Source organism: Pontibacter rugosus, assembly GCF_042678745.1.
GTDB classification, from domain to species: domain Bacteria; phylum Bacteroidota; class Bacteroidia; order Cytophagales; family Hymenobacteraceae; genus Pontibacter; species Pontibacter rugosus.
The window spans coordinates 1-13654 of record NZ_JBHTLD010000034.1; the positions used below are offsets into that span (position 1 = coordinate 1).

The window sequence follows — 13654 nt, forward strand, 5'->3', positions numbered from 1 at the left end:
ATATAATTAGCATAAATAACTTTTGTTCATGCCGCGAAGCTGTTAGCCGTAGATAATTTATCATCTGTGGCAACAGCCATACTTAAAAAATGCTGGATAAAGGGCTTCAATTTAGGGTGTATGCTGGATGTAAACAGGCAGCAGCAACAGTTTACGTAATCTTAACAGCCGTTTAACCGTAAAAGCTACTACCGGGGGAGAAACCTGCGGTGAATAAGTGTAATTAAAATCTAAAATTGAAAGCTATGAGCAGCAATAATAGAAATATCGAGAACGAAGGAGATTTTGAAAAGGACAAGAATTTAAGCGGACGTCCACAAGGCACAAACACAGGCCCTGTAGCCGGTGGCGCTGATAATACGCGCGGTGAAAACAAACCTAGCAGTGAAGGCAACAGCGGTGGTGCCAAATCAGGAAAAGCAGGTTCTGATAACGATAACCACACTAACTTAACCACTACAAGCCGTGGCGCTGACAGTACAGACAAGGAATTTCGTACGGATCAGCCTAATGCCAGCACGCTGAAGGCGCACAAAAGCAACGTTGACATCGACAAAGATAAATTAAAGTAAGAATCTGATTTCTTACACAAAGTAAAAGCCACTCTTAGCAATAGGAGTGGCTTTTACTTTGTGTAACCAGCTATAACTTATTCAGCTTAAAGTAACCCAGGTGCAATTCATCTTCTGTGCCCTCACCTGTTTGTATCAGTAGCTGGTACTTTTGCTTGTGGTGCGCGGGCAGTATATCTTTTACCTGATGCAGCTCATCTACATCTACGCCATACTTATCATCTATATGCGAAGCTGCGCCTTTAGAGCCGGTGTGCTTGTAGAAGGCAGTTTGCCGGGCTTGCCTGATGGCCGCACTCTTATCAGTCGCCACGGCCAGCATCTTGTAGTGGAACTCCTCGAACTCACCGGCTTTGTAGCCTCCCAGGTTCAGGAAAAACAAACTGTTCATACTTTCTTCAACTGCACCCTCTTGTGGCACAACTGTTATTTTAAAGTCACGAACTTGCCTTACTTCACGCCAGGCATCTACGTGTAAATTCCCCTTGGCTTCCGGCCAAAAAGCTTTGATATCGGGTATCAGATCTTTTACTGTATTTCCAATTCCAAAGAAGACATCGTGTTGCTCTGTGTTTCTGCCTGCTGGCCTACACCCGAGCATCAGCATAAATAATTTGGGTTCCTGCATAATATCTTCACTTGTGACCAAGTATAAGCAAAGCTTTACTCTTATCCTTCTTAACTTAGCGCCTAAGTATAACGCTGCTGCACCTGTTGAGTATAAAATACCTTTTTTTTAGTGTAAACAGAACAAGTAGCTGCCAAGTATAAACGGGCAATCAACCTGCCCTCGAAATCAGTTAAAAATAAAATGAAGTTACAAGGAAATATACTCGACATCAAGAATACCAGAGACTCTAAAAACCTGGGCATCGAAATTCATCTGGATAAGATTGAGTACATCACAAATAAAAAAGACGGCCGGTATAACCAACCCTTCGATTTTATAGATGAACTGGAAACGCCTATGGTTATCACTGGAGATTGCCTGGCCCGCATCAACAACAAGCACCTGCAGGATGGAGAGTATGATTTTCAGGTGTATGATAAAGTAGGTGAAGAATATGTGCTTAACCCAGACAAGTTTCTTTCGGTGCTGATCACGTATGATTTTGAAGCCGATATTACTATTTTAACTTCTGTGGAATATTCGGTAACGGTAACAAACGAAGAGTTTAAGCAAATTAAGGCAGAAAGAAGCAAAGAGAAAAAGCAACTGAGAGGCAAAGGGCGCAGAAGCTAGACTGCTCCCTTATTCAGGAATTTTCAAGCATGAAAGGCCTATAATAGCACCTCCTGTAGCTGCCATTGGGTAAATATCCGTAGCAGGTCATACTTAATTTGCCTACTTCAGCTCATCTAAAACTTTATACATCTTCTTAACAAGTGCAGACGACGAGCCGTTGTAGTTGTTTACAAGAAATGAGAAGGTGTAAGTTTTACCGTCTTTGCCGGTGTGATAGCCCGTGTAGCCTTTTACGCCTCTAATGGTGCCGCTTTTCATTTTGATGCCATTATAAACAGGCAGTGAAGTATAAAACCCATCGAACCAGGGCTGCTTGCGGGCATGCTGCAAAATACTTACCTGGGCATGTGTGGTTACCCTGTTCAGCGGCGAAAGGCCGGAGCCGTCCACTATACTTAATTCGGTCTCGGGCACACCTCTTTTGCTCCAGTAATTCTGCAATAATGCTACACCTTTGTCAGTTGAGCCACTGCCACTATGCTTAAAAGCCATGGTCTTTAGCAAGGCCTCGCCATATAGATTAATGCTCTTTCGGTTAAACCAGTAAACGATGCTGTCCAGCGGTGGTGAGGTGATCGTATGGAAAGTAGTAAACGACCCTAGCTCTGATTTCGACTGCTCTCTCACAGTTATACTTTTAGGCGACTGCACCCCCATCCGCTGCAGGGCATCAGACAAAGAACCAGCAAACTGATGAGCCGGAGATGGCAAAGCGCCAGAGATTTTAAAGCTGTTTTCATTAACAGGAATAGTACCCCGGATTACCGCTGACTGCGCATTTAACGGGAAATAAATAAAGGCATTGTCGCCGGTGCCTGCGGAGGCGGCACTTAGTTCTGATCTCAAGGTATAGCCGTATAAGGCGGGCACAGTTTTTACAATACTCACCGCACTACCAAGTTGCGATCCTGACTTCAAAATTACATCATACTGGTTTTCCCGCCAGTTAAGCTTTGATGGCCCTGCCCCATAATAATTACCGACATCCTGCCAGATCCAGCCATCCGGAACCGTTTCTTCGTTCCAGCCACTGTTGTCTACCCTAACCTTCTTGATTGTTTTTATCCCCAGGTTGCGTATGGCTAGTGCGGCATCCTGCAGTGCCACTTCCTCGGTTGTGCTCTTCCAGCGCCAGGAGCCAAAGGTAGGATCGCCGCCAGGCAGCAGCAGAAGTAAGGCACCGTCATTTGTTTTCTGGTATGCCATTTTGGTTTGGTATGTATAGCCATCGCCCAGCAGCTCGTAAGCACTAACACTGGTAATTACTTTAAGCGTAGAAGCCGGAGCAAGCCCGATCATGCCGTTTTTATCAAACACTACCTGCCCTGTTTTAGCATCCACTACATATAAAGAGGCTATGGCATGGCGCAGTTGCGGGTCGTTCTGAAAAGCTTGAAAGGCAGCGTTGAGTTTATCAGGTACAGCCTGCGACAGAGCTGCAAATTGAACCAGAACTAAAAGTAAAAGCAGAAAGGCTTTGGCAAGAAGGTTTTTCATTCAGATAAAATAGGCATTTTATACTTATAATGCCCGCCTGGAGTAAAATTCTCTCTGTTTAGCTTTGCCAGGAAGGGCTTGAAGACTAAGTTATGTTAAAATTTAACTAATCTTGCCTGTTTAGTGTTAAAGAGAGGCAGGTGAAGTAACGACAGTCGCTTTACCCGACAATGAACAAGAGAAGAAAAAGATGCAGCAATTAAGTGATAAAGTATATAAAAGCGAGTTTGTAGACACCTTTGGTGGTGACAACAGCGGTGACCTGAATCCGCGGCAAACGCCGGGAGTATTGTACAGCAAAGCCTTACCTACTCCTGTAGAAAAACCCGAGTTACTGGCCTGGTCTGATGACTTGGCCAAAGAGCTTGGCGTTCAGAAACCAACAGATCAGAAGGATATTGACATACTGGGCGGCAATGCCGTGACTGACACAATGCGGCCTTACGCAGCCTGCTATGCCGGCCACCAGTTCGGCAATTGGGCTGGGCAGCTGGGCGATGGCCGGGCCATCACACTTGGCGAATGGGAAGCACCAAACGGACAATCATGGGAGTTACAGCTGAAGGGCGCAGGGCCTACCCCCTACTCCCGCAGAGCTGACGGTAGAGCTGTTTTACGCTCATCGGTGCGCGAATATCTGATGAGTGAAGCGATGCATTACCTCGGCATCCCGACCACCAGGGCCCTTAGCCTGGTATCGACAGGCGATCCTGTGCTGCGCGATATGTTTTACAACGGCAATGCGGCTTACGAGCCGGGAGCTATTGTGATGCGCGTAGCACCTAGTTTGCTGCGCTTCGGTAACTTCGAGCTTTTGGCTGCCCGCAAAGAGCTGGAGAACCTAAAGAAATTGACAGACTGGACCATCGCGCGTTACTACCCACACATACAGGGCGAGGGTGATGAACGTATACTTGCCTGGTTTAAAGAAATTGTAGACAAAACCGCTGCCCTGATGGTAGAATGGTTACGTGTCGGCTTTGTACATGGTGTGATGAACACCGACAACATGTCTATACTTGGGCTGACGATTGACTACGGCCCTTACTCTTTTGTAGATAACTACGACCTGAACTTTACGCCAAACACCACCGACTTACCCGGCAGAAGGTATGCCTTCGGCAAGCAGCCATCCATCGCTTACTGGAACCTGAGCCGACTGGCCATGGCTATAGCGCCTTTGCTGCAAGGCACAGAAGAGTTGGTAAAAATACATGCTGGCTTTGATGATGCTTTCACGAAACAGTACATGGAGATGATGGGCAATAAGTTGGGACTGGATCAGGTAAAAGCAGAAGACGTAGCATTGTTTGCACAACTGGAAAAGATGCTGGCTACCGTACAACCCGACATGACTATTTTCTACCAGCTCCTGATCGACCTGCCGCTGGAAGCAGAAACTGAGGCCGAAATGGCGGCGCACTTTGAGCCGAGCCTATACAACAAACTCAGCAAAGAAGAAAGTCAGCAACTGTCCGAAGTCATCAAGGCTTACCAGGAAAGAATCAAAGCCAACACCTGTTCCCGAGAAGAATCCCAAAAGAAAATGCGCCAGGCAAACCCACGCTTTATACTTCGCAATTACCTGCTATCGCAGGCGATTGAGCAGCTAGAGCAAGGGAACAACGATTTGTTTGAGAAACTGCAGGAGGCCATAAAAGAACCATACTCGAACAAGTATGAAGAATTCTTCGCTAAGCGTCCGGAGTGGGCCACGAACAAAGCCGGTTGTTCTATGCTATCCTGCAGCTCGTAAGGGAGAATTCATTTGCAATCTTAGCAAGCGAAAATCAGGTGGCCAAGCTGTTTTATACTTCATAGTGCTGCTATAAAGTATAAAACAGCTTGGCATTTTACTGCGCAAACATCAAATTTTGCAGGCTCTAAGTATAAAGTTGCTTAAAAAGAGATCGTAAATAATATAACGGAGGGTGCTTACCTTTGCGGAGCATTTGCTAAAGTATAGCCTCAAATCATAAACTATGACATTCAAAGAAATATATGCCCGTGTTTTACCTTTCTGGGGAGAAAGTATAGACGTATCAGATGGCATGATTCTGGAGGCGAAGCCACCTAAAAAAGGCACCTTAGCAATCATGCCACAGGCAGCATCAAACTTTTACTCGCCTAACTTCAGCAGCCGGTGGAATGAAGCAGAAGAAGCCGTCGCTAAAGACGATGTTTTTGGCAAAATAATGGTTTGGAGTATCTATCAGGTTTTCCATCGCCAGGCCCGGCAACTCTTCGAAGAAGGCAAATTCGTTCTTAACCCTGCCAGTACCGACAGAGTAGTGCTGGAGGAGCAGTACTACAAAAACCTACAGGAAGATGCGGGAGAAGAAGAGCTGGCCCAGTACGAACGGATAATTGACTGATCAGCTTTCAGGAGCGGCCATTGTTAACGCTGCTCCTGAAAGCCTATGCTGCGAAAATCTCATCTGGATTTTTGAAAGCTTTAAACTCTATAGGGTTGCCGCTTAAGTCAAGTATAAACATGGTACGCTGCTCTCCGGTCTGGCCCTGGTAGCGTGTTTGCGGCTCCACAATAAAGTTGATGCCATTTTGTTTTAGTCGCTCCTGCACCTCTTCAAACTGCTCAAAGCTAAGTATACAGCCGAAATGAGGAATAGGCACATCAACGCCATCTACTTTGCCAGAATAATCCAGCTCAGGTAGATTACCACTCACATGCGCCGAAAGTTGATGTCCGAAAAAATTAAAGTCTATCCAGGTTTCAGTGCTTCTGCCTTCGTTGCAGCCAAGTATGGCTACATAAAACTGGCGCGTGGAAGCGATGTCTTTTACTTTAAAAGCGTAGTGAAATGCGCTCATGTTAATACCCTTTTTGAAGTGAAACAGTGTTGATTAGCGGCTTGTTGTGCATCAGCCTGTCGTAGTTTTCCAAAATCTGATCTACAGCAGAAGTAGGATCAGTTTTACTGGCCATGTGCGGCGTTATGTTAATTTTAGGGTGCGTCCATAAGCTGTTGTTTTCAGGCAGTGGCTCCTGCCGGAAAACATCCAGGCTTGCCCCTGACAGATGCCCGCTATCCAGTAACTGCAACAGATCCTTTTCTACCACATGCTCCCCTCTTGCCACGTTTATCACAAAAGCGTCTTTAGGCAATTTGCTCAGCGTGGCTTTATTCAACATGTTTGCCGTATCTGGGGTTAAAGGCAGCAGGCAAACCAGAATATCTGAAACACTCAGGAAAGCATTTAAGTCTTCAGCCCCAGCATATATGTTGATACTTTCTGAACGCTTTGCCGTTCTTGCCCAACCGCTAACTCTAAAGCCGACTTTGTGTAGCTGCTGTGCCACGTACATTCCTAACACGCCCACTCCCATCACTCCTACCCTTACTTCCTCGATCCGCTTGTAAGGTATAGGTTGCCAGTTTTGCTGTAGTTGCTGCACTTTATAAGCAGAAATCCCGCGTAAATAATCCATGGCAAGGACAAGTATAAACTCTGCCATGTCCTTTGTAAGGTTAGTATCTATAATTTTCGTTATGGCCACACCCGCAGGTAATTCCGGGTCGCGGAGCACATGGTCTACCCCAGCGCCCATCGAGGCAATACATTTTAGGTTTGGGAAATTCTTAAAAACGCCTAACGGGTGGTTCCAGGCCATCGCGAATTCCACATCTTGCGTTGGCGTGTTATCAGAATAAGTTCTTACTTCCAGATCAGGCCGTTTTTCCTTAAATACTTTCAGCCAGGGCGTTAAGTCTTTGCCCTGCGTAAAGATGGTAATTGGCATAAGGTTCTTGTATCGTTTAAGCTTGTTTAGGTACTTACGGGCAGTGCCCATCGTATGGATTATTGTTTACAATATACCTTATTTAGGCCTTTGCGCCAAAAGGCATACCCCATGAGATGAAATGGGTATGAGGCAAAAGGGTGAACTCAATCAAGTATAAGCTCGTTTTCAGAAAGACGAATCAACAGTAAATAAATACATGCTGCGCTGGATAGATGTGCTAAAGTATGCCAAGTATAGCAACCCTGAGCCACGGGTGCGAGTGGAGAAAACCGAAGAGGAGTGGCAGCAGCTACTTACTTCGCAGCAATATCGTGTAACAAGGGAGAAAGGCACAGAACCGCCGTACCGCAACGTCTATTGCCGCTCTTATGAGCCTGGCATTTATACCTGTGTTGGCTGCGGCAGTTTGCTCTTCAGCTCCAGCACAAAGTACCATGCCATCTCTGGCTGGCCCAGCTTTACACAGCCTGCTACCAAAAATGCCATGAAGTATTCTTTTGATGATAGCCACAACATGCAGCGCATAGAGGTGATATGTAATGTATGTGATGCCCATCTGGGCCATGTATTTAATGATGGGCCGGAGCCGCACGGTTTGCGGTATTGTATTAATTCGGCTAGTATGGTAAGGGTGGAAGAAGAAGAAGTTGATAGCGTGTTTAGGAATAATAAAGGCCCAGCCGGCGAGGCGAAAAGCCAGCTATGAAATATGTTAAAGTGAGAATTTAATGAACAGCAACTACGGTAGTTAATTCCAAACACGTACTTTAACCATCCATCACACTTCAAAAAACAAAAGCGCCACTCTCATACAAGAGTGGCGCTTTCATATCCATTGCAAGTATAGATCTACTTCGCTACAGTTCTCTCAATCTCCCGCAGGTTCTCCATTTTCTTGTTTCTAAGAAAACCATTGATATCTTCAAAATGCTCTCTGATGCGCTTGTTACCAAACTCAAACACTTTCGTTGCCAGCCCATCCAGGAAGTCCCGGTCGTGCGACACCAGGATAAGCGTGCCATCAAAAGCTCTGAGCGCATCCTTCAGAATATCTTTTGTCTTGATGTCCAGGTGGTTGGTTGGTTCGTCCAGAATGAGCAGGTTGACAGGCTGTAGCAGGAGTTTCATCAAAGCCAGGCGGGTTTTCTCGCCACCGGAAAGCACCTTCACCTTTTTATCAATGGTCTCGCCACTAAACATAAAGGCGCCCAGCATATCTTTGATTTTTGTGCGCACGTCGCCTACGGCAATCTGGTCGATGGTCTGGAATACGGTCAGGCCTTCGTCTAACAGCGATGCCTGGTTCTGCGCGAAATACCCGATCATGCAGTTGTGCCCTAACTGCAGATTACCTGAGTAATCTATCTCGCTCATGATGGCTTTTACCAGCGTAGATTTACCTTCGCCGTTCTTACCGACAAAAGCAATCTTCTCACCTCGCTCTATCGTCAGCGACACATCGTTAAATACGGTGTAATCACCATACTTCTTCGTTAGGTTCTCGGCTATTACCGGATAATTGCCAGAGCGTGGTGCGGGCGGAAATTTAATGTTCAGTGCTGACGTATCCACTTCGTCTACCTCCACAATTTCCATTTTCTCCAGCATCTTCACACGCGACTGTACCTGTAGCGTTTTAGAGTATGTGCCTTTGAAGCGATCGATGAATGTCTGTATTTCAGCCATCTCTTTCTGCTGGTCTTCAAACTGCCTCTGTTGCTGTTCGCGTCTTTCTTTGCGAAGTTGCAGGTACTGCGAGTAATTTACTTTATAATCGTAAATACGGCCCATTGTTACCTCAATCGTGCGGTTGGTGATGTTGTCAACAAAAGTCTTGTCGTGCGAGATCACAATCACGGCCTTCGCATTATTCACCAGGAAGTCCTCCAGCCATTGAATAGACTCAATATCCATGTGGTTGGTAGGCTCATCCAGCAGGATCAGGTCAGGCTTTTGCAGCAGAATCTTAGCCAGCTCGATGCGCATGCGCCAGCCGCCGCTGAACTCGCTTGTCGGCCTGGTAAAATCGCTCCGCAGAAAGCCTAGCCCCTGCAGCGTTTTCTCTACTTCTGCATCAAAGTTGATTTCTTCGATGGAGTAGTACTTCTCGCCCAGTTCCGAAACCTGTTCAATCAGTTTATAGTAATCGTCGGAGTCGTAGTCGGTACGGGTTTCAAGCTGCGCATTCAGCGCGTCCATCTGCGCTTTCATGTCCAGCACCTGTGCAAAAGCTTTAGATGCCTCTTCAAACACGGTACAGTTATCCTCTGTTAACAGGTGCTGCGGCAGGTATGCTATTACGGCATCTTTCGGTGCAGAAATTTTACCTTTGGTAGGCTTGTTTACACCGGCAATTACTTTCAGCAAGGTAGACTTCCCTGCCCCGTTTTTCCCCATAAGGGCAATGCGGTCGTTCTCGTTGATGTTAAAACCAACATTGCTAAAAAGTGCCGAACCGTTAAATTCGACTGTAACTCCGTCAACTGAAATCATAATCTGGCTATTAAGGGTGCAAATATAGTATAATCTCTGCTGGGTTTTAAAGATGTTCTGCCTTTAGAGAAGGTTCTATTTGCTCTTGTTTCTGCAAAGAAATACAAATATGGGAGTGGAATTAGTTCTTTTGCTTGACAAAAGTAGGTGAGTTAGACTATCGACTGTTTAAGCTAGCGTTGCTTTTAGCCACCCACGGCTGTGGTTCCTGCCTTTTCTATAGCAATCGCCTAGACGTCCCAAGTTAGACAGAGGTCCTATATTCTCATCAAATAGAAAAGCAAATACAGCCAGTGAAGCAAAAAATTAGCTAAAACTAGGTCTTCACAAGTCTAGAGTAAGAACAGCCTCATAAATCCTTGGCAAGCAAATTAGAATCCAGCTGCTGCATCATCGCCACGGGGATCTGCTCCTGCTTCAAGCTTTCCGTTTGGCAATACCAGAATGGCATCTACTCGCCCAAACCGGCCACGAGGCTCCAGTTTGTAGCCTTTATTGCGCAGCACCTCCCGCACATCGGCAGGTATAGCCGCTTCTTCATGCTGGATCTCGTCGGGTAGCCATTGGTGGTGGAAGCGTGGTGCTGCCACAGCCTGTTGCATCGTCATGCCATGCTCCAGCACATTGAGGATATTCTGAAAAACAGAGGTGATGATGGTGGAGCCGCCCGGTGTACCCACTACCATGTATAGCTTGCCTTCTTTTTCAAGTATAGTAGGCGTCATGGAACTCAGCATGCGCTTGCCCGGCTGTATGGCGTTGGCTTTGCCGCCTACCAGCCCGAACATATTCGGCACGCCTGGCTTGGCGCTGAAGTCATCCATCTCGTTGTTCAGCAGAAAGCCCGCTCCCTCTACTACTACTTTAGAGCCGTAGCCACCATTTAGTGTGGTAGTGATAGACACTGCATTACCCGCCGGGTCTACAATGCTAAAGTGGGTGGTTTGGTCTGACTCATACACCGGCAGCTGCCCTGCTTCTATACTTGAAGATGGTGTCGCTTTAGCCATGCTCATGCTGCTCATGCGCTGTTTTAGGTACATCTCATCCAGCAGTTGCGCTACTGGCACCTTCACAAAATCAGGATCGCCTAAGTATTTCGCCCGGTCGGCATACACGCGGCGCTCCGCTTCTGTGAGCACCTGTACCGCCTCTGCACTTTGCCAGCCATACTTGCTCAGCTCGTAAGGCTCTACCATTTCCAGCAGCTGCACCAAAGCCACACCACCACTTGATGGTGGAGGCATAGAGATTACTTTGTAGCCTTTGTAGTTTCCGGTAATCGGTTGGCGCCACGCTGAAGTATAGTTCTTCAGGTCTTCGTGTGTGATAATGCCGCCACCACGCTGCATCTCTTTTACAAATAGGTCAGCTGTTTCACCGGCATAAAACCCTTCGCGTCCCTTATCACGAATGCGTTCTAACGTGCGGGCAAGGTCGGGGTGGCGAAGCCTGTCACCTGCCTGCCATACTTTCTCGCGCACCAGGTACGGTTGGTGCTTGTTATTCTGAATAAACGCTTCCTTGGCTTCGTTTAGTCCATTCGCTTCTTTTTGCGTGAGTACCACACCATTTCGAGCCAGGTCTATAGCTGGCTGCACCAGTTCTGCCCAAGGCATAGAGCCCATCTTTTTGTGTATCTTCACCATACCATCTACTGCACCTGGTACACCTACAGCTAAATGCCCATCCGTGCTCAAACCATTGATTACATTTCCGGCTTGATCCTGGTACATGGTTTCAGAGGCGGCAGCTGGTGCCATTTCACGGTAATCTAACGCACCTATTTTGCCATCAGCATCACGAAACACCATAAAGCCGCCACCGCCAATATTGCCTGCCACCGGAAAAGCTACTGCCAGGGCAAACTGTGTGGCTATAGCTGCATCATAGGCATTGCCGCCTTTCTTCATAATCTCCATCCCGATGCGTGATGCTTCCGGGTGTGCCGACACCACCATGGCTTTATCAGCGGTATAACCTCGTGCCGCAGCATTCGCAACGTCAGCAGTAGGTTTAGAACTGGTGGCGCAGCCGCTAAAGAGGGTCGGGAGCAACACGAGCAGCAGCAGCCATACTTTTACAGCGGCTACTTTAGGAGTATGTTGAGGCATCGATTTTAGGTTGATGTGAGGATACAAGATAAAAAGCTTACGCCAGCTATGAAAGTATAGCTGGCGCAAAAGTATGCTGAAGTCCAAAGTATAAACTTAGTTGTTATCGAGTTGATGCTGTTTACTTGCGCCATTGTGCATGCATGGCTTTAACTTAATACAAAGTCTATTATCCAAAATCTAGCGTCTAACGTCTCTAAAAAGGTTGCGAACGTCTTTATCCTGCAGAGCAGCATAGTCTGCTGCGGTGTCAATGTCAACGGCTCCGAATGGAAAAGGCACTAAGGCGACACCAGCTTTATACTTGTACAGGAGCTTTTTTGCTCCCTCCTGCCCTGATAAGTTCAGTAGCTCCGGGAAGTATGCTTTACCGAAAAGCACAGGTGTACCCATGGTTTCGCTATAGGTGCAGGCTACTATTCCGGCTTCACTTTTTTTCTGCAGCAGCTGGTTCAGCAACTCAGCATCTACGTAAGGCTGATCACAAAGCAGAAGCAGGACAGCATCTATTCCTGTATTCACCTCCAATAGCTTTTGCAGACCACAGCGTATGGAAGCGCCCATGCCCTGCTGCCATGCTTCATTCTTCACCACCTGCACTGGCAGTCCTTCCAGGTCAGATACTACACTTTCATAGTTTGCGCCCAGCACTACGACTACCTCCTCACACCAAGAGCTTGTTGCAGCGCGAATAGCACGCTGCAACAAGCTCTCGTTTTCATGTACCAATAATTGTTTAGGCTGCCCAAGTCTCGTGGAAGCCCCTGCTGCAAGTATAACTACTCCCGCTTGCATGGCTATACTTGCTGAATTTGCTCCAGCACATCGTTTTTGCGCGGATGAATTGGCTCCTGCCTGTCTCGTAGCGGCTTTCCCTGTTTATGAGCAAGTGTGGCTTTGATTTCAGCAAGTATGGAAAGCGCTATTTCCTCGGCGGTTTCGGCTCCGATGTCCAGTCCAGTTGGTCCGTATACTTTGCCTATTTGCTCTGCTGTTATACTTACACCTTCTTCTTCCAGCTCCTCCAGCATGCGCTCCAGCTTCTTTTTAGGGCCTAAGGCACCGATGTAATGCAGCGGCAAAGGCAGCAGTTGGCGTAGCATTTCGAGGTCGTAATTGTAATTGTGCGTGAGTAGTATAACCACTGTTTGCTCGTCTACAGCGACATGCTCCAGCACCTGCTGCGCTTTCAGCACAAGCACCTGGTCTGCTAGCGGAAATCGTTCTGCAGTGGCGTAGTTGGCGCGGCCATCCACCACGGTTATTTTCCAACCAAGCACATGCGCCATCTGCACCAAAGGCATGGCATCGTTTCCTGCGCCAGCTATTACCAGCGAAACAGCAGGTTTAAGCACTTCTACAAAAGCAGTCAGCTGCTCCTCTGCCTCATAACTTCGGAAGATAGACTTGCTAAGAATCATGGCTTCCTGCGCATCTGCTAGCAGCTTTTCCTGCAGTCCCTTATCTTTGCAAGTGCTTCTTATACTTCCCTGCTTATCTAAGAAAAGGCAAGTACCCATTTGTGCTGCCTTCTTGTTTTCCAGCGAGAAGAGCGTAAGTATAACCACCTGTTGCCGATTTGCCAGAAAAGCTTTTAGCAGCGCCACCGGATTGTCAGGGTTTTCTGTATTTATCGGCTCAATCAGAATCTGAATAATACCGTTGCAACCCAGTCCTACACCTAGTTTTGCATCATCCTCATCGGTGGTATCATACGTAACCAGCATAGGCTTTTGCTGCAGCATCACCAGGCGTGCTTTGCGCAGGGCATCGCCTTCCAGGCAGCCACCGCTGATGGCTCCGGTCAGTTTCCCGTCTTCCGTCACCAGCATGCGGGCTCCCGGTCTGCGATACGAGGAGCCCTGCACGTGTACGACGGTAGCTAATGCTGTACTTTTTCCTTCTGCCCTTGCTTCGTCATAAGCCGAAACAATATCCTTTATCTCTTTCATTTGTTGTTCATCCA

13 protein-coding genes are annotated in these 13654 nt (G+C 47.2%); 5 read left to right on the forward strand and 8 right to left on the reverse strand.

What is annotated here, in order from left to right:
- Positions 1-245: 245 nt before the first annotated feature.
- Positions 246-572 (forward strand): hypothetical protein, encoded by a 327-nt coding sequence (locus tag ACFQ2O_RS05770; RefSeq protein WP_377523821.1) that lies wholly within the window; start codon positions 246-248, stop codon positions 570-572.
- Positions 573-642: 70 nt separating this feature from the next.
- Here ACFQ2O_RS05770 and ACFQ2O_RS05775 read toward each other — a convergent pair whose 3' ends face one another.
- A complete protein-coding gene (locus ACFQ2O_RS05775) occupies positions 643-1200 on the reverse strand; it encodes a DUF1543 domain-containing protein (RefSeq protein WP_377523824.1) in 558 nt (185 codons plus the stop codon).
- A 183-nt stretch (positions 1201-1383) separates the two neighbouring features.
- On the opposite strand from ACFQ2O_RS05775, the gene ACFQ2O_RS05780 reads away from it, so the two are divergent.
- Positions 1384-1815 carry a hypothetical protein gene (locus ACFQ2O_RS05780; protein WP_377523827.1) on the forward strand — a complete coding sequence of 144 codons (432 nt, stop codon included), beginning with the start codon at positions 1384-1386 and terminating at the stop codon, positions 1813-1815.
- A gap of 102 nt (positions 1816-1917) precedes the next feature.
- Here ACFQ2O_RS05780 and dacB read toward each other — a convergent pair whose 3' ends face one another.
- Positions 1918-3315 carry a D-alanyl-D-alanine carboxypeptidase/D-alanyl-D-alanine endopeptidase gene (gene dacB, locus ACFQ2O_RS05785; protein WP_377523830.1) on the reverse strand — a complete coding sequence of 466 codons (1398 nt, stop codon included), beginning with the start codon at positions 3313-3315 and terminating at the stop codon, positions 1918-1920.
- Between the two features lie 190 nt (positions 3316-3505).
- Here dacB and ACFQ2O_RS05790 point away from each other — a divergent pair, with 190 nt between their 5' ends.
- Complete coding sequence (locus ACFQ2O_RS05790; RefSeq protein WP_377523833.1) at positions 3506-5071, forward strand: protein adenylyltransferase SelO; 1566 nt, start codon at positions 3506-3508, stop codon at positions 5069-5071.
- 226 nt (positions 5072-5297) lie between these two features.
- A complete protein-coding gene (locus ACFQ2O_RS05795) occupies positions 5298-5690 on the forward strand; it encodes a hypothetical protein (RefSeq protein ID WP_377523837.1) in 393 nt (130 codons plus the stop codon).
- Between the two features lie 43 nt (positions 5691-5733).
- Here the strand turns inward: ACFQ2O_RS05795 and ACFQ2O_RS05800 are convergent, their stop codons facing one another.
- Both ACFQ2O_RS05800 and ACFQ2O_RS05805 read right to left on the reverse strand, forming a co-directional pair.
- Positions 5734-6147, reverse strand: coding sequence for a VOC family protein (locus tag ACFQ2O_RS05800; protein WP_377523840.1), 414 nt, complete (start codon positions 6145-6147; stop codon positions 5734-5736).
- Between the two features lies 1 nt (position 6148).
- Positions 6149-7078 (reverse strand): 2-hydroxyacid dehydrogenase, encoded by a 930-nt coding sequence (locus ACFQ2O_RS05805; RefSeq protein ID WP_377523843.1) that lies wholly within the window; start codon positions 7076-7078, stop codon positions 6149-6151.
- Positions 7079-7277: 199 nt separating this feature from the next.
- Here ACFQ2O_RS05805 and msrB point away from each other — a divergent pair, with 199 nt between their 5' ends.
- A complete protein-coding gene (msrB, locus tag ACFQ2O_RS05810) occupies positions 7278-7787 on the forward strand; it encodes a peptide-methionine (R)-S-oxide reductase MsrB (protein ID WP_377523846.1) in 510 nt (169 codons plus the stop codon).
- 143 nt (positions 7788-7930) lie between these two features.
- Here the strand turns inward: msrB and ACFQ2O_RS05815 are convergent, their stop codons facing one another.
- The 4 genes from ACFQ2O_RS05815 to ACFQ2O_RS05830 all read right to left on the reverse strand — a co-directional run bounded on the left by ACFQ2O_RS05815 (position 7931) and on the right by ACFQ2O_RS05830 (position 13640).
- The gene (locus ACFQ2O_RS05815; RefSeq protein WP_377523849.1) at positions 7931-9574 is read right to left on the reverse strand and encodes an ABC-F family ATP-binding cassette domain-containing protein; all 1644 of its coding nucleotides are present in this window, start codon (positions 9572-9574) and stop codon (positions 7931-7933) included.
- Between the two features lie 371 nt (positions 9575-9945).
- Complete coding sequence (gene ggt, locus ACFQ2O_RS05820; RefSeq protein ID WP_377523853.1) at positions 9946-11688, reverse strand: gamma-glutamyltransferase; 1743 nt, start codon at positions 11686-11688, stop codon at positions 9946-9948.
- Positions 11689-11868: 180 nt separating this feature from the next.
- On the reverse strand, positions 11869-12483 hold the full coding sequence (locus ACFQ2O_RS05825) for a nucleotidyltransferase family protein (protein ID WP_377523856.1): 615 nt from the start codon (positions 12481-12483) through the stop codon (positions 11869-11871).
- A gap of 2 nt (positions 12484-12485) precedes the next feature.
- Positions 12486-13640, reverse strand: a complete 1155-nt coding sequence (locus ACFQ2O_RS05830; RefSeq protein WP_377523859.1) for an XdhC family protein — start codon at positions 13638-13640, stop codon at positions 12486-12488.
- Between the last annotated feature and the right edge of the window lie 14 nt (positions 13641-13654).

Excerpts from the sequence above, each read along its gene's own strand:
- ACFQ2O_RS05775 (WP_377523824.1), bottom strand. The coding sequence starts at position 1,200 with ATGCAGGAACCCAAATTATTTATGCTGATGCTCGGGTGTAGGCCAGCA.
- ACFQ2O_RS05780 (WP_377523827.1), top strand. The coding sequence starts at position 1,384 with ATGAAGTTACAAGGAAATATACTCGACATCAAGAATACCAGAGACTCT.
- dacB (WP_377523830.1), bottom strand. The coding sequence starts at position 3,315 with ATGAAAAACCTTCTTGCCAAAGCCTTTCTGCTTTTACTTTTAGTTCTG.
- ACFQ2O_RS05790 (WP_377523833.1), top strand. The coding sequence starts at position 3,506 with ATGCAGCAATTAAGTGATAAAGTATATAAAAGCGAGTTTGTAGACACC.
- ACFQ2O_RS05795 (WP_377523837.1), top strand. The coding sequence starts at position 5,298 with ATGACATTCAAAGAAATATATGCCCGTGTTTTACCTTTCTGGGGAGAA.
- msrB (WP_377523846.1), top strand. The coding sequence starts at position 7,278 with ATGCTGCGCTGGATAGATGTGCTAAAGTATGCCAAGTATAGCAACCCT.
- ACFQ2O_RS05825 (WP_377523856.1), bottom strand. The coding sequence starts at position 12,483 with ATGCAAGCGGGAGTAGTTATACTTGCAGCAGGGGCTTCCACGAGACTT.
- ggt (WP_377523853.1), bottom strand. The coding sequence starts at position 11,688 with ATGCCTCAACATACTCCTAAAGTAGCCGCTGTAAAAGTATGGCTGCTG.
- ACFQ2O_RS05805 (WP_377523843.1), bottom strand. The coding sequence starts at position 7,078 with ATGCCAATTACCATCTTTACGCAGGGCAAAGACTTAACGCCCTGGCTG.
- ACFQ2O_RS05815 (WP_377523849.1), bottom strand. The coding sequence starts at position 9,574 with ATGATTTCAGTTGACGGAGTTACAGTCGAATTTAACGGTTCGGCACTT.
- ACFQ2O_RS05800 (WP_377523840.1), bottom strand. The coding sequence starts at position 6,147 with ATGAGCGCATTTCACTACGCTTTTAAAGTAAAAGACATCGCTTCCACG.
- ACFQ2O_RS05830 (WP_377523859.1), bottom strand. The coding sequence starts at position 13,640 with ATGAAAGAGATAAAGGATATTGTTTCGGCTTATGACGAAGCAAGGGCA.
- ACFQ2O_RS05770 (WP_377523821.1), top strand. The coding sequence starts at position 246 with ATGAGCAGCAATAATAGAAATATCGAGAACGAAGGAGATTTTGAAAAG.